The 16,771-nt window shown below is 71.7% G+C and carries 15 protein-coding genes; 7 read left to right on the top strand and 8 right to left on the bottom strand.

The genetic code is table 11. The features are described from left to right. The first annotated feature begins 170 nt into the window (after nucleotides 1-170). The 3 genes from ACZ60E_RS39755 (at nucleotide 171) to ACZ60E_RS39745 (ending at nucleotide 3,114) form a co-directional block, all read left to right on the top strand. The gene (locus ACZ60E_RS39755; RefSeq protein ID WP_469446962.1) at nucleotides 171-1,160 is read left to right on the top strand and encodes a helix-turn-helix transcriptional regulator; all 990 of its coding nucleotides are present in this window, start codon (nucleotides 171-173) and stop codon (nucleotides 1,158-1,160) included. An 11-nt stretch (nucleotides 1,161-1,171) separates the two neighbouring features. Then, nucleotides 1,172-2,158 (top strand): aldo/keto reductase, encoded by a 987-nt coding sequence (locus tag ACZ60E_RS39750; RefSeq protein ID WP_469446960.1) that lies wholly within the window; start codon nucleotides 1,172-1,174, stop codon nucleotides 2,156-2,158. 224 nt (nucleotides 2,159-2,382) lie between these two features. Next, entirely contained in the window at nucleotides 2,383-3,114 is a 732-nt protein-coding gene (locus ACZ60E_RS39745) for a dienelactone hydrolase family protein (RefSeq protein ID WP_469446979.1), read from the top strand. A 22-nt stretch (nucleotides 3,115-3,136) separates the two neighbouring features. Here the strand turns inward: ACZ60E_RS39745 and ACZ60E_RS39740 are convergent, their stop codons facing one another. After that, nucleotides 3,137-4,060 carry a squalene/phytoene synthase family protein gene (locus ACZ60E_RS39740; protein WP_469446959.1) on the bottom strand — a complete coding sequence of 308 codons (924 nt, stop codon included), beginning with the start codon at nucleotides 4,058-4,060 and terminating at the stop codon, nucleotides 3,137-3,139. Between the two features lie 159 nt (nucleotides 4,061-4,219). Continuing rightward, nucleotides 4,220-5,158, bottom strand: coding sequence for a lytic polysaccharide monooxygenase (locus ACZ60E_RS39735; RefSeq protein WP_469446958.1), 939 nt, complete (start codon nucleotides 5,156-5,158; stop codon nucleotides 4,220-4,222). Between the two features lie 220 nt (nucleotides 5,159-5,378). Between ACZ60E_RS39735 and ACZ60E_RS39730 the strand changes: the two genes are divergently transcribed. The 4 genes from ACZ60E_RS39730 (at nucleotide 5,379) to ACZ60E_RS39715 (ending at nucleotide 8,805) form a co-directional block, all read left to right on the top strand. Continuing rightward, nucleotides 5,379-6,059, top strand: coding sequence for an ABC transporter permease (locus tag ACZ60E_RS39730; protein ID WP_107019488.1), 681 nt, complete (start codon nucleotides 5,379-5,381; stop codon nucleotides 6,057-6,059). Continuing rightward, complete coding sequence (locus ACZ60E_RS39725) at nucleotides 6,056-6,721, top strand: ABC transporter permease (protein ID WP_469446977.1); 666 nt, start codon at nucleotides 6,056-6,058, stop codon at nucleotides 6,719-6,721. The genes ACZ60E_RS39730 and ACZ60E_RS39725 overlap by 4 nt, the downstream gene beginning before the upstream one ends. Next, nucleotides 6,718-7,680 (top strand): ABC transporter substrate-binding protein, encoded by a 963-nt coding sequence (locus ACZ60E_RS39720; protein ID WP_469446956.1) that lies wholly within the window; start codon nucleotides 6,718-6,720, stop codon nucleotides 7,678-7,680. The genes ACZ60E_RS39725 and ACZ60E_RS39720 overlap by 4 nt, the downstream gene beginning before the upstream one ends. A 126-nt stretch (nucleotides 7,681-7,806) precedes the next feature. After that, nucleotides 7,807-8,805, top strand: a complete 999-nt coding sequence (locus ACZ60E_RS39715; protein ID WP_469446954.1) for a hypothetical protein — start codon at nucleotides 7,807-7,809, stop codon at nucleotides 8,803-8,805. Here the strand turns inward: ACZ60E_RS39715 and ACZ60E_RS39710 are convergent. The 6 genes from ACZ60E_RS39710 to ACZ60E_RS39685 form a co-directional block, all read right to left on the bottom strand. After that, nucleotides 8,772-9,926, bottom strand: coding sequence for a betaine/proline/choline family ABC transporter ATP-binding protein (locus tag ACZ60E_RS39710; protein ID WP_469446953.1), 1,155 nt, complete (start codon nucleotides 9,924-9,926; stop codon nucleotides 8,772-8,774). The two genes, ACZ60E_RS39715 and ACZ60E_RS39710, sit on opposite strands and share 34 nt — an antisense overlap. 22 nt (nucleotides 9,927-9,948) lie before the next feature. Next, nucleotides 9,949-10,596, bottom strand: coding sequence for a LutC/YkgG family protein (locus tag ACZ60E_RS39705; RefSeq protein WP_469446951.1), 648 nt, complete (start codon nucleotides 10,594-10,596; stop codon nucleotides 9,949-9,951). After that, nucleotides 10,593-12,068: a LutB/LldF family L-lactate oxidation iron-sulfur protein gene (locus ACZ60E_RS39700; protein ID WP_469446976.1), complete on the bottom strand. Its 1,476-nt coding sequence runs from the start codon at nucleotides 12,066-12,068 to the stop codon at nucleotides 10,593-10,595. Before ACZ60E_RS39700 ends, ACZ60E_RS39705 begins: the two co-directional genes overlap by 4 nt. A 20-nt stretch (nucleotides 12,069-12,088) precedes the next feature. After that, nucleotides 12,089-12,841 (bottom strand): (Fe-S)-binding protein, encoded by a 753-nt coding sequence (locus tag ACZ60E_RS39695; protein ID WP_469446950.1) that lies wholly within the window; start codon nucleotides 12,839-12,841, stop codon nucleotides 12,089-12,091. 183 nt (nucleotides 12,842-13,024) lie between these two features. Next, nucleotides 13,025-14,461 carry a rhamnulokinase gene (locus ACZ60E_RS39690; RefSeq protein ID WP_469446974.1) on the bottom strand — a complete coding sequence of 479 codons (1,437 nt, stop codon included), beginning with the start codon at nucleotides 14,459-14,461 and terminating at the stop codon, nucleotides 13,025-13,027. Nucleotides 14,462-14,484: 23 nt separating this feature from the next. Then, complete coding sequence (locus ACZ60E_RS39685) at nucleotides 14,485-16,536, bottom strand: bifunctional aldolase/short-chain dehydrogenase (RefSeq protein WP_469446948.1); 2,052 nt, start codon at nucleotides 16,534-16,536, stop codon at nucleotides 14,485-14,487. Nucleotides 16,537-16,771: the final 235 nt, after the last annotated feature.

Here is a 16,771-nt window from a genome sequence, read left to right as displayed (position 1 = left end):
CCACCCGCTACGACAAAACCGCCCAGTCCTACAAAGCGGCCATCACCCTCGCATCACTCCTGATGTGGGCGTGACATTTGACGACAGGCCCTAGGGCCTGTCTGACCATTCCCGTCTGCCGGGCTCCGGGCGACGACGGGAATTGTCAGACAGGCCCTAGCCTGGAACGCGTGAGCACCGAGAGCGACATCCGCGAGTTCCTGGCCTCCCGCCGCGCGAAGATCACTCCGCAGCAGGCCGGGCTGCCCGCCTACGGCGGCAACCGGCGGGTGCCCGGGCTGCGGCGCGAGGAAGTCGCCCTCCTCGCCGGGGTCAGCATCGACTACTACGTCCGTCTGGAGCGCGGCCATCTCGCCGGTGCCTCGGAGGGCGTCCTGGACTCCGTCGCGAACGCCCTCCAGCTGGACGACGCCGAACGCTCCCACCTTTACGACCTGGCCCGCGCCGCCGCCAAGCGGCCCGCCCGCCGCACCCGGCGCCCCCGCGGCCCGCTGCCGGACAGTGTCCTGCGCGTCCTCGACGCCATGACCGACGCCCCGGCCTTCATCCGCAACGGCCGCCTGGACATCCTCGCCGTCAACCGCCTCGGCCGCGCCCTGTACAGCCCTCTCTACGCGGGCAAGGAGCAGCGTAGGCACGGGGGAGAGGAACAACGTACTCACGCAGGGAAGGCGGAACGCGCGGTCAACATCGCCCGCTTCCAGTTCCTCGACCCCGCCGGGAGCGACTTCTTCCCGGACCGGGAGGAGTCCGTGAACACCACCGTGTCCCTGCTGCGCACCGAGGCGGGGCGCGCTCCGGGCGACAGCGGGCTGACCGGGCTGATCGGTGAACTCGTCACCCGCAGCGAGGAGTTCCGCACCGCCTGGGCCAAGCACAACGTGCGCCTGCACCACACCGGCCGCAAGGTCTTCCGGCATCCCGCCGTCGGTGAGATCACCCTCGACTTCGACGCCATGCACCTCCCCGCCCAGCCCGGCCTCACCCTGACCGCCTACAGCGCCGCACCCCACACCCCCGCCCATGACGCGCTCAGGCTGCTCGCCGCCTGGGCGGCCACGGAGGACGCGTCCGCGACCACCGAGGACGCATCCGCCGTGGCCGAGGACCGGTCCGCCACCGCCGAGGACGGATCCACGACCGCCATCGACACCGCATGAGGAGCCGCACGATGCACACCCGCACCCTCGGTCAGGGACTTGAGGTCTCGGCGATCGGCCTGGGCTGCATGGGCATGTCCCAGAGCTACGGCCCCAACCCCGGCGACCGCGCGGACATGATCGGCGTGCTCCGCGCCGCCGTCGACCGCGGCATCACCTTCTTCGACACCGCCGAGGTGTACGGCCCCTACGTGAACGAAGAACTCGTCGGGGAAGCCCTCGCCCCCGTACGCGACCGGGTCGTCCTCGCGACCAAGTTCGGCTGGCGCATCGAGGACGGTACGTCGGCCGGGCTCGACAGCCGCCCGGAGCAGATCAGGCGGGTCGCGGACGCCTCGCTGCGCCGCCTGCGCACGGACACGATCGACCTCTTCTACCAGCACCGGGTCGACCCGGACGTCCCGATCGAGGACGTCGCCGGAGCGGTCGCGGAACTCGTACAGGCGGGCAAGGTACGCCACTTCGGCCTCTCCGAGGCGGGCGCGGCGACGATCCGCCGGGCGCACGCCGTGCACCCCGTGACCGCCGTCCAGAGCGAGTACTCCCTGTGGACCCGCGACCCCGAGCCCGAGGTGCTGCCCACGCTCGCCGAACTCGGCATCGGATTCGTGCCGTTCAGCCCGCTCGGCAAGGGCTTCCTCACCGGCACCGTGGACACCGCGACCGCGTTCACCGAGGGGGACATCCGCACCACCGTCCCGCGGTTCCAGCAGGACAACCTCGCTGCCAACCAGGCCCTGGTCGACCACGTCGCCGAACTCGCCCGCGCCCGTGGTGCCACGCCTGGGCAGGTCGCGTTGGCCTGGCTGCTCGCCCAGCACCCCTGGATCGTGCCGATCCCCGGCACCCGCCGGGTGGCACGCCTGGAGGAGAACGCGGGCGCGGCCCAAGTCGCCCTGTCCGCCGACGACATCGCGGACCTCGACGCCACGGCGGCCCGCATCGGCGTGCACGGCGACCGCTACAACCCCATGCACCTGGGACTCGTCGGCAAGTGAGACGGCATCCGCCGACGGGACGCCGCGCGCCCGCGAAAACCCGTTGGCGGACCCGAGCGGCCCCTGCTACTTTTCCGGAGGCCGTGCGAGAGAACGAGGAGGTGGTACCCGTGACATCACTGTCGACATGGGTGCTCTCCTCCGGGGTCACGGTCGGGCGATAGGTCGTCCGGGAGCGCCGTTCAGCAGCACTCCCGAAAGGCCCGACCATGCGTGACACGACCATGCACTTCACGTCCGAGCAGCGCCTCGAAGGCGGCGTCCTCGCACGCGAGTTCACCCTCGGCGAGATCCCCGGCACCCTGTGGACGTCCGCATCCACCGCATCCGCCGCACCGGCCCCGCTGATCCTGATGGCCCACAACAACGGCCTCCCCAAGAGGGACGCCCGGTTGGTGGCCCGGGCCCGGCACGCCGTGGGACGCGGCTACGCGGTGGCCTCCATCGACGCCGCCGGGTGCGGTGACCGGCCCCGTTCCGCCGCCGACGAACAGACCCGCGCCGACCTCCGGCGGGCGATGCGGGCAGGCGAGCCGGTCGACGAGATCTTCGAGTCCCTCGTCGGCCCGCTGGTCGGGAAGGCGGCCCCGGAATGGCGGACCACCCTGGACGCCCTCCTGTCGCTGCCGGAGATCGGCGGCCCGGTCGGTTACTCGGGGTGGACCGCCCTCGGCATCCGGCTGGCGGTGACCGAGCCGCGTATCGCGGCCGCCGGTTTCTTCGCCGGGGGATACGTGCCCCGCGCCCAGCGCGAGGAGGCCCGGCAGGTCACCGTCCCGCTGCTGCTCCTGCTGCAGTGGGACGACGAGGGGAACCCGCGGCAACGGGCCCTGGACCTGTTCGACGCCTTCGCCACCAAGGAGAAGACCCTGCACGCCAACACGGGCGGCCACACCGGCACCCCGTGGTTCGAGGCGGAGGACGCGGGCCGCTTCTTCGACCGCCACCTGAAGTGAGTTCTGGGGTCACGCGGCGCTCTTAGAGCGTGCTGCTCCTCGCCGTCGCGCCGACCGGTTCGGGGCGGCGGGTCAGGAGGCGTAGGCAGGCCAGCGGGCGGTCGCGTACGGGGCGGCGGGTGACCGTGGCGCCGCGGGTCGTCACCGATTCCAGGCGCTGGTGGTGCAGGTCCAGGATGAAGCGCATCAGCCGCCGGTGTTCGTCCGAGCAGTGGTCGAGCAGCACGCCCGCCTCCCGGAGTGTGGCGCGCGCGGTGCGGGCGGTGGCCGCGACCAGCGCGCGTACCCCGGGCAGGTCGCGGCCCCGTTCCAGGTCCTCGCGCGTGATGTCGTACCGGTCGAGGTCGCTGACCGGCAGGTACAGGCGCCCGCCGCGCAGATCCTCGTGCAGGTCGGTCAGGATGTCCGTCCGCTGGGCCGCGTCGGCGAACAGCCGGCAGGCGGCGGCGAACTCGGCGCTGCCGCCGCCCTGATGGGCCAGCCCCGAGGTGATCATCAGGAACGGCCAGGTGAGCTGTTCCACGTACCGCTGGTAGTCGGCCTCGGTGGCGAAGCCGGGGAAGTCGAGGTCGATCCGCGCGCCGTCCAGATACGAGTCGACCCACCGGCGCGGCAGCTCACGGGCGGCAGCGGTGTTCAGGAACGCGCGCAGCAGCGGGTGCTCGGCGCTTCCCGAGTCCAGCGCCGTGCGCACCTGCGCGTCCCACGCGTCGTAACGCCGGGTGCGTTCGTCGACCGTGCCACGGTCGCAGACGTCGTCGGTGTAGGAGGCGAACGCGTAACCCGCGAGGACATGGGGCTGGTGGTCCGCGGGCACCATCAGGCGCACCGCCAGATAGCCGGCCGGCTCCCGCCGCTGCATGAACCGCGCGACCTTCATGTAGTCGTCACGCAGCACGCCCTGGCTCACCTCGGCCGCTTCCAGACTTTTCCGCCAGGTCCGCACGTTCCGCTCTCCTGAGACTGCCAGTCTTCAACCGCCGAAGCGACGCACGCTACCAGTCACGTGATCTTCGGCGGACGGCAGGTCCGGGCGGCCGGTCCCGCCGGGAGTTACCGGCGGGAGATCCGGTGTACGGAAGGACCGGGCGGCGGATCGAGGACGTCAGCGGCGCCTGCGCAGGGTGTACGCGGCGCCCGCCGTGATCAGGAGCCCCGCCGCGCCGCCCGCCACGAGGGGCAGCGCCGGGGCCCGGTCGTCGCCGGAGGTGGCGGAGGAGACCGCCTCGCCGGGATCGCTGGTCACCGTCTCCGACGGCTGCGGGGGAGCACTGGTGGCGCCGGCCGGGGACTTCGACGGGGAGGGCGCGGCGCTGGTCTCCGCCGCCGCGGACTTCGTCGGCGACGCGGCCGGCTTGCGCGTCGCGGAGCCGCCGGAACTGCCGGAACCCGCGGACCCGGCAGCGTCCTTCGCGGCGGGGAAGACCACGTCGGAGCAGGAGTAGTACGTGTCCGGCGTACTGGTGTTCTGCCAGATCGTGTACAGCAGATGGCGTCCGGTGCGGTCGGAGGGCAGCGTGGCCTTGATCCGGTAGGCGCCGTTCACCAGCGCCGGATCGGTGGCCGTCGCGAACGGCCGGGTCGGCAGATCGGACCACTTGAGCGGCTTCGTCGGGTCGTAGCCGTCCTTCGTCAGGAACAGCTTGAACGTTCCTGTGTGCGGGATCGTCGACTTGTAGGTGAGCGTCATGCCCGCTCCGGCGGTCAACCTGGTCGAGGGCCAGTCGGCGCGGGCCAGGTCCAGGCCCCGGTAGGCGGCGAGGCCACCGCTGCACAGCTTGCCGTCGGGGACGACCTGCCGGTCCCGGCCGCCGACACCCGCCAGCCGCAGGTTGTCGAAGACGGCGACACCGGAGGCGGTGGCGGCCCGGCAGGCCGCCGACTGGGCCCGCTGTCCGCCCTCGGGGGAGCAGGCGACCACCCGGCTGACCGGGTCCGTCGGCGCCCCGTGCGCGGCGGCGGGCCCGGCGGCCCCCACCGCGAGCAGGAGCGGGGCCGTCCCGGCGAGGACGACGAGGGCGGCGGTGCGGGGTGCGGTCGTCATGGGCGGGATTCCTCCTGGGACGGCGGGCAGGGGAAGCCCGCTGTCCCTGAAGTACGGGGGAGGCGCAAGGGGCGTTCAACTCACCCCACGGCCCATCCGTAACTCCTCCTTGGGGTCACTCCCTGTGCGGCCGGCTCCCCGTACGGGTCATCAATGCGCGCCGTCCGCCGCCCACCCCGCTGGAATGGACCGTGACCGGACCCGTGACCGGAAGGGACCCGTGACCGCGCCCCCGGACGACTGCCTCGCGCGCAACGAGTGGATCTGCGGCGACTATCTGAGCACCCGCCGCCACATCCTCCTCGACGCGGTCGGCCAGCACCTCCAGCTGACGGTGCTCTCCGTCCTCATCGGCCTGGCGATCGCCCTGCCGCTGGCCGTACTGGCCCGCCGCTGGGGCTGGGCCGCGGGCCCGGTGCTCGCCGTCACGACCGTCCTCTACACGATCCCGTCGCTGGCGATGTTCTCGCTGCTCCTGCCGGTGTACGGGCTGTCGGCGGCCCTGGTCGTCGCCGGGCTCGTCCTCTACTCGCTGACCCTGCTCGTACGGAACATCCTGGCCGGGCTCCGGGCCGTACCCGAGGACACCCGGCAGGCGGCCCGCGGCATGGGGTACGGGCCCGTGCGGCTCCTGCTCACCGTCGAACTGCCGCTGGCCCTGCCCGCCGCCATGGCGGGGCTCAGGATCGCCACCGTCTCGGCGGTCTCGCTCGCCACGGTCGGCGCGATCGTCGGCTTCGGAGGGCTCGGCAACCTCATCTACGCGGGCATGAACACCTACTTCAAGGCCCAGGTCCTCACCGCGTCCGTGCTGTGCGTGGTCATCGCGGTCGCCGCCGATCTGCTGCTGCTCGGGATCCAGTGGCTGATCACCCCCTGGACGAGAGCGAGGCGCGGATGAACACCCTCACCGACGCCTGGAACTGGCTCACCGACCCGGCGCACTGGGCGGGCGACGACGGCGTCTGGCACCGGCTCGGCCAGCATCTCGTCCTGACCGTCCTCTGCCTCGTCATCAGCTGTCTGATCGCGCTGCCCGTCGCCCTCGTCCTGGGCCACCTCGGCAGGGGCGGCGCGCTCGCCGTCAACATCTCGAACGTCGGCCGGGCCGTCCCCACCTTCGCGGTCCTGGTCCTGCTGCTGCTCACCCCCATCGGCGACTGGGGCGAGGGCCCCACCGTCGTCGCGCTCGTCCTGTTCGCCGTACCGCCCCTGCTCACCAACGCGTACGTGGGGATGCGCGAGGTCGACCGGGACGTCGTGCGGGCGGCTCGCGGCATGGGGATGACCGGCCGGCAGCTGCTGTGGCGGGTCGAGGCGCCGCTCGCGATGCCGATGATCATGGGCGGGGTGCGGATCGCGGCCGTACAGCTCGTGGCCACCGCCACGATCGCCGCGCTCGCGGGCGGCGGCGGACTCGGCCGGATCATCACCGCCGGGTTCAACCTGGCGAGTACGCCACAGGTCGTCGCCGGAGCCGTCCTCGTGGCCGTCTTCGCCCTGCTCGTCGAAGCCGTCTTCGAGGCGGCCGAACGGCTGCTGCCCCGACGGGGCACACGATGAGTGCGGGGCACGGGAGCAGATGGGGCGGGGCCCTCGCAGGCGTGCTCCTGCTGCTCCTGCCGACCGCCTGCGCCTCGGGTCCCTCCCTGGAGAACCAGGGCGAGGTCACCGCACCGCCCGGCGACAGCAAGAACCTGACCATCGGCTCGGCCGGCTTCACCGAGAGCGACCTGCTGGCCACCATGTACGGACTGCTGCTGAAGCAGGCCGGCTACAGGACGTCGACGCTCACCGTCGCCAACCGCGAACTGTACGAACCCGCCCTGGAATCGGGGCAGATCGACGTCGTCGCCGAGTACGCGGCGACCTTCGCGGACTGGCTGAACGCCAAGACCAACGGGGCGGACGCCCCCGCCGTCGGCTCGCCCGACCTGGACGCCACGATGGCCGCGCTGCGGAAACTGGCCACGCCCCGCGGGCTCACCGTCCTCGACCCCGGCAGGGCCGTCGACCAGAACGCCTTCGCCGTGACCCGCGCCTTCGCCCGCGAGCACGACCTGAAGACACTCAGCGACCTGGGGGCGTCCGGCGTCGCCGTGCGGCTCGCGGCGGGCGACGAGTGCGTGCAACGGCCGTACTGCGAACCAGGACTGAAGAAGACGTACGGCATCGACATCACCGGTGTGGACCCCAAGGGCGTCGGCACTACGCAGGCGAAACGGGCCGTGCAGAACGGCCAGGACCAGATGGTGCTGACCACCACGACGGACGCGACCCTCGACGACTTCGGCCTGGTCCTGCTCACGGACGACAAACACCTCCAGAACGCCGACTACATCGTGCCGGTGGTCAACCGCTCGCGGGCGGGCGGCAAGAACGTCGCGGCGGCTCTCGGCAAGCTCAACGGGGTACTGACGACACGGGACCTGGCGTCCATGAACCAACAGGTGGACAGCTGGCGCCGACTGCCCGAGGACGTGGCCCGGACGTATCTGCGGAAGAACGGACTGCTCCCGTAGCAAGGCCGTGACGACTGTCTCCGTACTGGTGCGACAGAACGGCTTCCGGCACGGCCCCCGTGTCGGTACACGTTTTACATGGAAAACGGGGGACACCGCCCGACGAGGCGGGAGAAGTTATCGGAAATGCTGGTGGGAGCACCCACGCTCGAAAGGCCCAGACTGCTGAGCGAACTGGATTCCGTACCGCGCGACGGCTACGAGAAGCTGGGCAGGTCGTTCCCGAAGCAGCAGCTGGAACTGCAGCGGCTGTACGGGGTCTCGCAGCGGGCCTTCGAGCGGGAGACCAGGATCTCGCTGATGGCCACCGTGGAGTACACGCTGCGCAGTGCGCTCGCCTCTCCGCAGCTCGACGAGGCCTCGGCCAGGTCCAGCATGGCCGCCTACCTGGACAAGGAGATCGCCGGCATCCGGGCCAGGGTCCGCCAGGACAGAGCGGTGGCCATCAGCCGCGGGCTCAACGTCGGGCTCTCCAGCGGGCTGCTGATCAGTCTCGTGCTGCTCGGCCTCCCGCTGATGGCGGGCGCGTGGGGATGGCTCGCGGACATGGGGATCACCCTGAGCTGCAGCGACCGCTGGGCGCTCATGGGTGTCTTCCTGAGCGGCGGCGCGGGGGCGTTCGGCGCGGTCTTCAGCGTGCTGGCGCGGCTGCGCAACAGCGGGGACGAACTCACCCGCCGCAAGACCAACGGGCACAGTGCGGCCGTCGTGCCGGGCCAGATGTCGCGGAGCATGCGGCACGAGGGCGTCTACCGCGTGGTCATCGGCTGGGTCCTCGGTATCGCCGTGTTCCTGCTGCTGAGCGCGGAGTTCGTCCAGGTGATCGAGATACCGGTCGCCACGGCCGACATCTGCGGCGGCGGTGAGGGGGCGAACACCTCGTTCTGGGTGTTCTGGTGCGCCATCGGCTTCCTGTCGGGCTTCAACGAACGATGGGCCTTCGGACTGCTGAACCGCTCGTCCCGTTCCTACGGCGCGGACCGGACGGCCGACACGGGCGACACGCGTGACACGGACGACACAGTGGATCCGGGCGGCACACCGGACACGGGCGCCAGGGTCGGCGCGGACAGCGGCAGGAAAGCCAGGACTCAGGCGTCCGCCACCGAGTCGAAGTCCACCTGACCCCGCGGCACACCGAGCGCGTCCGCGTCCACCGAGCGGCGCAGCGCCTCATGCAGCTTCGCCGGGGTCAGTACGCCGAGGAAGCGCGCCCCGTCGAGCACGGCCACCCAGCCGGCGTCGTGCTGGAGCATCACGCCGAAGGCCTGCTTGAGCGGGGCGCCCACCGCGACCCAGGAGTTCATCCGATGGACGAGGGCGGCGACCGTGCCGCCCCCGGCCAGCGCCTCGGCGCCCACCCAGCCGTGCAGATCGCCGTCCGCGTCCAGGACGACCGCCCAGCGCGCGCCCTCCGCGCGCAGCCGTTCGGCGGCCCGCTCGGCGGCCTCGTCGAGGCGCACGACCGGCGGCTGCTCCAGGTCGTCGGGCTCGATCTCGGTGACCGACAGCCGCTTCAGACCCCGGTCGGCGCCCACGAAGCCCGCCACGTACGGGGTCGCCGGGGTGCCCAGCACCGCCCCGGGCGTGTCGTACTGCTCGATGCGGCCCTGCCCGTACACGGCGATGCGGTCGCCGAGCCGGACGGCCTCCTCGATGTCGTGCGTGACCAGCAGCACCGTCTTGCGCACGGCCGCCTGCATCCGCAGGAACTCGTCCTGCAACTGCTCCCGCACCACCGGGTCGACCGCCCCGAAGGGCTCGTCCATCAGCAGGACGGGCGGGTCGGCGGCGAGCGCCCGCGCCACGCCGACCCGCTGGCGCTGACCGCCCGAGAGCTGGTCCGGGTAGCGGGAGCCGAACGTCTTCGGGTCGAGCCCGACCAGGTCGAGCAGTTCGGCGGCCCGCGCCCGCGCCTTCGCCCTCTTCCAGCCGATGAGGGTCGGCACGGTCGCCGTGTTGTCCAGGACCGTGCGGTGCGGGAAGAGGCCCACCTGCTGGATGACGTAACCGATCCGCCGGCGCAGCCGCACCGGGTCGACCTCCGCGATGTCCTCGCCGTCGACGAGGATCCGGCCCGAGGTCGGCTCGATGAGCCGGTTGACCATCATCATGGTCGTCGTCTTGCCGCAGCCGGACGGGCCCACGAGCGTGACGAGTTCGCCCTCGGACACCTCGAAGGAGAGCCCGTCCACCGCGGTCGTACCGTCCGGATAGCGCTTGGTGACCTGTTCGAACCGGATCATTCCCTCACGCTAACCGCGTCCGTCACTCTCCGCTCACCAGCACCACCTCAAGGGTGCGCGGACCGTGCACCCCCTCGACCCGGTCGAGTTCGATGTCACTGGTGGCGGACGGACCCGAGATCCAGGTCAGCGGGCGGGCCGGGTCGACGCGCTCCAGGCCCTGGGGCACCGAGGAGACGACCTGTTCCGGGACGCGTACGACACAGATGTGGTGGTCCGGGACCAGCGTGATCCGGCGGCGGCCCTGATCCGGGCTCCCGTCCAGCACGATGGTGCCGGTCTCGGCGATGGCGACGGCACACGCCGTGACCACGCTGTCGACCCGGTCCAGTGCGTCCGGGGTGTTCGCGGCGGAGTCGGGCACCTGGGTGACCTCGGTGGCCGCGAGCCACGCCGGATCCAGGCCCGTCGGTACGCAGACCGCCGCCGAACCCCGCTCGGCCAGCAGCCGGGCGATCGTCGCCGCCAGCTCACCGGCCGTGCAGCGGTGCACGAGCGCCCGGTAGTCCGCCAGGTTCTCCGCCAGCAGATCCACCGTCTCCGCGACACTCCGATGCCCGTGCTCGCGCAGATACGGGCGCGCGAAGGCCTGGTCGTACGGCGTGTCGTCCTGCGGCACATCGGCCAGCGCACGCCGCACCCGGGCCAGGATCAGATCCCTGCTGCTCACTTCGAGGTGTCCTTTCCGCCCTGGGGCAGCGTGCCGCCCCGGGTCCGCTGCCACCAGTCGCGGAACGGCTCCGCGGGAACCGCCGGCAGCGAGCGGGTCTCGCTCCACGCCTTGCCGGGGCCCGGCAGCGTCCGCGGATGGAAACGGCGGGTCCGGGACGCCACCCGCTGGCCGGTGCGCAGCGCGCCCGGACGGCTGAACGCCCACCGCGCGGCGCGCATCGCCGCCCGCTCGGCGGCGTGCCCCTTCGCGGGCTTGACGACGACCTTCGCGCCCTCGCGGGTCACGGCACCGCCCTGCACGACCCGTTCCCGCAGATGCACCAGCACCTCCGGGATGTCGATCGCGACCGGGCACACGTCGTAGCAGGCACCGCACAGCGAGGACGCGTACGGGAGCGAGGCGTCGATCTCGCTCTCGGTGCCCCGCAGTTGGGGGCTGAGGATCGCGCCGATGGGGCCCGGGTAGACCGAGCCGTACGCGTGGCCGCCCGCCCGCTCGTACACCGGGCAGACATTGAGACACGCCGAGCAGCGGATGCAGCGCAGCGCCTGGCGTCCCACCTCGTCGGCCAGCGTGTCGGTGCGCCCGTTGTCGATGAGGACCAGATGGAAGTCCTGCGGCCCGTCCTCGTCCGTGGTGCCCGTCCACGTCGAGGTGTACGGGTTCATGCGCTCGGCCGTCGAGGAGCGGGGGAGGGTCTGCAGGAAGACCTCCAGGTCCTGCCAGGTCGGCACGATCTTCTCGATGCCGACGACCGAGATCAGCGTCTCGGGCAGGGTCAGGCACATCCGGCCGTTGCCCTCGGACTCCACCACGACCAGGGTGCCGGTCTCGGCGACCATGAAGTTGGCGCCGGAGACACCGACCTTGGCGCGCAGGAACTTCTCCCGCAGGTGCAGCCGGGCCGCGTCGGCCAGCTCGGCGGGCGTGTCGGTCAGGCCCTCCGGTGCCGGGCGGCCCCACTCGCTCATCTCGCGCGTGAAGATCTCACGGATCTCGCCGCGGTTGCGGTGGATGGCCGGGACGAGGATGTGCGAGGGCCGGTCCTTGCCCAACTGCACGATCAGCTCGGCGAGATCGGTCTCGTAGGCGTTGATGCCCTCGGCCTCAAGGGCTTCGTTCAGCCCGATCTCCTGCGTGGCCATCGACTTGACCTTGACGACCTCGCTCTCCCCGGTCGCCTTCACGAGGTACGTGACGATCCGGTTGGCCTCGTCCGCGTCGGCGGCCCAGTGCACGGTGCCGCCCGCCGCCGTGATCGACTCCTCCAACTGCACGAGATAGCGGTCGAGATGACGGAGTGTGTGGTCCTTGATCTGCTTGCCGGCCTCGCGCAGCTCGGCCCAGTCGGAGACCTCCGCGACCGCGTTCGCGCGCTTGGCACGGATGGTGTGCGTCGCGTGCCGCAGATTGCCGCGCAGGGTCTGGTTGTGGACGGCCTCGTGCGCGGCCTTCGGAAAGGCCGGCATACCGACGAATGTGCCACCGCTCATGCCCGCTCCTCCTCCGTGCTCGCCAGGATCTCCGCGATGTGTACCGGGCGCATGCCCGTCCTGAGCCGGGTCATGGTGCCGCCGATGTGCATGAGGCAGGAGTTGTCGGCGGCGCACAGCACGTCGGCGCCCGTCGACTCCGCGTTGCGGACCTTGTCCGCGCCCATCGCCGCCGAGACATCGGAGTTCTTCAGGGCGAAGGTGCCGCCGAAGCCGCAGCACTCGTCGGCGCCCGGCAGCTCCTTGAGCTCAAGTCCCTTGACGGACTGGAGCAGTCGGCGCGGGCGGTCGCCCAGACCGAGGCTGCGCAGGCCGTGGCAGGTGGGGTGGTAGGTGACGGTGTGCGGGTAGTACGCGCCCACGTCGGTCACCTTGAGGACGTCCACGAGGAACTCGGTCAGTTCGTACGTCTTCGGTACGACGGGCGCGAGAGTGGTGGCGAGGCCGTCGCCGCGGCCCTCCGCGCGGGCCCGTTCGCCCATCCGGGGGTACAGCTCGCGGACCATCGCGCCGCACGAACCGGAGGGGGTCACGATCGCGTCGTACCCGCCGAACACATCGGAGAAGTGCCGGGCCAGCGGTTCGGCCTCGTGGCGGTATCCGGTGTTGTAGTGCGCCTGCCCGCAGCAGGTCTGCGCCATCGGGAAGTCGACGTCGACGCCCAGCCTGGTCAGCAGCTTCACGACGGCTCGGCCCGTGTCCGGATAGAGCGTGTCGTTGACACAGGTCAGGAACAGGGCGACACGCATCGCGGCTCCTTGGGGTTGTACGTCGGATGGATGCACGTTACGCGGCGCGGGGCCCTGCCGGAATGAGCGGTGGCCTCTGCGGGGTTCTCGGCTGCGGGCAGACCGTGGCTGGTCGCGCAGTTCCCCGCGCCCCTCCGGGGCGCCGGTGGTGGGCGCGTGCTGTGGAGTGGGTCGAGTTTCATGTCATCGGCCGGTGAGACGGGACTCGGCCGACCGCCATGCCGCCGTCGTGCCCTGCGGTTCGTAGCGGGTCAAGGGCTGGGTGCGGGCCAGTAGCGCGCGCATCTCCGTGCGGTCGCCCACCTGGCCGTGGGCGCGGGCCTGTACCAGGACGTTGCCCAGGGCCGCCGCCTCCGGTGGGCCCGCCACGACCGGGAGGCCGCAGGCGTCGGCGGTGAGGCGGCACAGCAGGGCGTTGCGGGCGCCGCCGCCGACGATGTGCACGACGTCGACCGGGTGGTCGGCCAGTTCCTGCGCCTGGAGGACCGCCCGGCGGTGGGCGAGGGCGAGCGAGTCGAGGATGCACCGGGTGATCTCGGCGCGCGATGCGGGCACGGGCTGCCCCGACTCCCGGCAGGCGGCGGCGATCCGGGACGGCATCCGGCCGGGAGCCAGGAACCCGGAGTCACCCGCGTCCACGACGGACCGCAGCGCCGGCACCTCGGCGGCGGCGGACAGCAGTTCGCCGAGGTCGGGGTTGCCCCACTCCCGCAGGCACTCCTGGAGCAGCCACAGGCCCATGATGTTCCGCAGATAGCGGACCGTGGAGTCCAGGCCCAGTTCGTTGGTGAAGTTCGCGGTGCGGCTCGCCTCGGTGAGGACGGGTGCGTCCAGCTCAAGGCCCACCAGCGACCAGGTCCCGGTGCAGATGTACGCGAACCGCTCGTTCACGGCCGGGACGGCGGCCACCGCGGAGGCGGTGTCGTGCGAACCGACGGTCGTCACCGGCACCGGACCCGTCAGCCCGGTCTCCTCCAGCACGTCCGGCCGCAGCAGACCCGCCGGGTCCCCGGGCCGCCGCAGCGGCGCGAAGAGGTCCAGGTCGATACCGAGACGCGCCGCCACGTCGTACGACCAGTCACCCGTGCGCGGGTCGATCAGCTGGGTGGTGGAGGCGTTGGTCAGCTCCGTGCCCGCCTCACCCGTCAGCCAGTACGTCAGCAGATCCGGGATGAGCAACAGGCGCTTCGCGTGCGCCAGTTGAGCCGAGGAGCCGGCCGCCACCAGCTGGTACAGCGTGTTGAAGGGGGCGTACTGGAGTCCGGTGGCCGCGTACAGCTCGGCGGCGGGCACGGTGGCCCACACCTTCTCCGCGACGCCCTGGGTGCGGGCGTCGCGGTAGTGCACCGGGTTGCCGAGCAGCGCCCCGTCGGCGTCGAGCAGGCCGTAGTCCACGGCCCAGCTGTCGATGCCGACCGAGTCGACGGGCCCGGCCGCGCGCAGCCCGTCGAGGACCCCCGCGTACAGGGACAGGACGTCCCAGCGCAGGCCCTCGGGCGTACGCACCGGCCGGTTCGGGAAGCGGTGGGCCTCCGTCAGTTCCAGTGAGTCGGGGCCGACGCGGCCGACCATGACGCGTCCGCTGGACGCGCCGAGGTCGACCGCGGCGTACGACTTCACCGCCGATTCCCGGGCGAGGTCCGTCATCGGAGGAACGCGGCGGCGACGCCGGCGTCGACCGGGACGTGCAGACCGGTGGTGTGCGTGAGGTCGCCGCCGGTCAGGGCGAAGACGGCGTTGGCGACGTGCTCGGGCAGGACCTCGCGCTTGAGGATGGTCCGCTGGGCGTAGAACTCGCCGAGCTTCTCCTCCTCGATGCCGTAGGTGGCCGCGCGCTGGGCGCCCCAGCCGCCGGCGAAGATCCCGGAACCGCGGACGACCCCGTCGGGGTTGATGCCGTTGACGCGGATGCCGTGCTCGCCCAGTTCGGCGGCGAGGAGACGGACCTGATGGGCCTGGTCGGCCTTGGTCGCCGAGTAGGCGATGTTGTTCGGGCCCGCGAAGACGGCGTTCTTGGAGGCGATGTAGATGACGTCGCCGCCCAGTTCCTGCGCGATCATCACCCGGGCCGCCTCGCGCGAGACGAGGAAGGAGCCTCGGGCCATGATGTCGTGCTGGAGGTCCCAGTCCTTCGCCGTGGTCTCCAGGAGCGGCTTGGAGATGGAGATGCCGGCGTTGTTCACGACCAGGTCGACACCGCCGAAGGCGAGGACCGCCGCCTTGAAGGCCTCGGTGATCTGCTCCTCGGAGGTCACGTCCACGGCGACGGCGACGGCCTTGTCGGGGCCGCCGAGCGCGGTGGCCACCTCGGCCGCGTTCTCCGCGTTGAGGTCCGCGATCACGACACAGGCGCCCTCGGCGACGAGCCGCTCGGCGATGGCCTTGCCGATCCCGCTGCCGGCGCCGGTCACGAGCGCGACCCGGGTGGCGAGCGGCTTGGCCTTCGGCATGCGCTGAAGCTTGGCTTCCTCCAGGGCCCAGTACTCGATGCGGAACTTCTCGGACTCCTCGATCGGCGCGTAGGTCGAGACGGCCTCTGCGCCGCGCATCACGTTGATCGCGTTGACGTAGAACTCGCCGGCCACGCGCGCGGTCTGCTTGTCCTTGCCGAAGGAGAACATGCCGACGCCGGGGACCAGCACGATGGCCGGGTCGGCGCCGCGCATGGCGGGGGAGTCGGCGTCGGCGTGCCGCTGGTAGTAGGCGGCGTACTCCGCGCGGTACTCGGTGTGCAGCTCCTTCAGCCGCGCGACCGCCTCGTCGGGTCCGGCGGCCGGCGGCAGATCGAGGACGAGCGGCCTGACCTTCGTACGGAGGAAGTGGTCCGGGCAGGAGGTGCCGAGGGCGGCGAGGCGCGGGTGCTCGGTGCTCGCCAGGAAGTCGAGGACGACCTCGGAGTCGGTGAAGTGCCCCACCTGGGGCCGGTCCTGCGAGGCCAGCGACCGGATGACGGGCGCGAGCGCGGCGGCCCGCTCCCGCCGCTCGGCGTCACCGAGTGCGGCGTACCCGTCGAGCGCCGGACCGAAGGGCTCGGCCTTCCCGCGCTCGACGAGGAACTCCTCGGCGGTACGGATGATGTGCAGCGAGTTGCGCTCGCACTCCTCGGCGGTGGCGCCCCAGGCGGTGATGCCGTGCCCGCCGAGGACACAGCCGACGGCCTGCGGGTTGGCCTCCTTGACCGCGGCGATGTCCAGCCCCAGCTGGAAACCGGGCCGCCGCCACGGCACCCACACGACGCTGTCCCCGAAACACTCGGCGGTCAGCTTCTCCCCGTCGGCCGCGCAGGCGAGCGCGATCCCGGAGTCGGGATGCAGATGATCGACATGGGCGGCGTCCACCAGACCGTGCATCGCGGTGTCGATCGAAGGCGCGGCCCCGCCCTTGCCGTGCAGGCAGTAGTCGAAGGCGGCGACCATCTCGTCCTCGCGCTCGACGCCCGGGTACACGTCCTTCAGCGCGAGCAGCCGGTCGAGCCGCAACACGGCCAGCCCGCCCTCGGTCAGGGTGCCCAGGTCGCCCCCGGACCCCTTGACCCACATCAACTCGACGTCCCCGCCGGTCACAGGATCGGTCTCGGTCCCCTTCGCGGAGGTGTTGCCCCCCGCGTAGTTGGTATTACGAGGATCAGCAGCAAGCCGATTGGACCGCCCGAGCAGAGCAGCGGCCTCAGGATGGGGACGGGTTTGGTTTGCCATGTTCCGGTTTCCTTAAAAGAAGAGATGAGGAGAAACGAGAAAGGGGCGCAGCCCCCTTTCAGGGGCGCGGGGAACTGCGCGGCCAGCCACGCACGACCCGCAGTCGGCCCCGGCCTCAGCCCCCACGGCGAGTGGACCGCCAGGGTTCAAGCCCCGCAGGGGCCGCGGCCAGCCACACACGACCCGCAGTCGGCCCCCGGCCCCACGGCGAGCGGACCGCCAAGACCGAGGGAAG

This window comes from Streptomyces sp. NPDC102514, assembly GCF_055584525.1.
The sequence above is the reverse complement of the archived record's forward strand: the minus strand, read 5'-3'. Positions and strand labels throughout refer to the sequence as shown.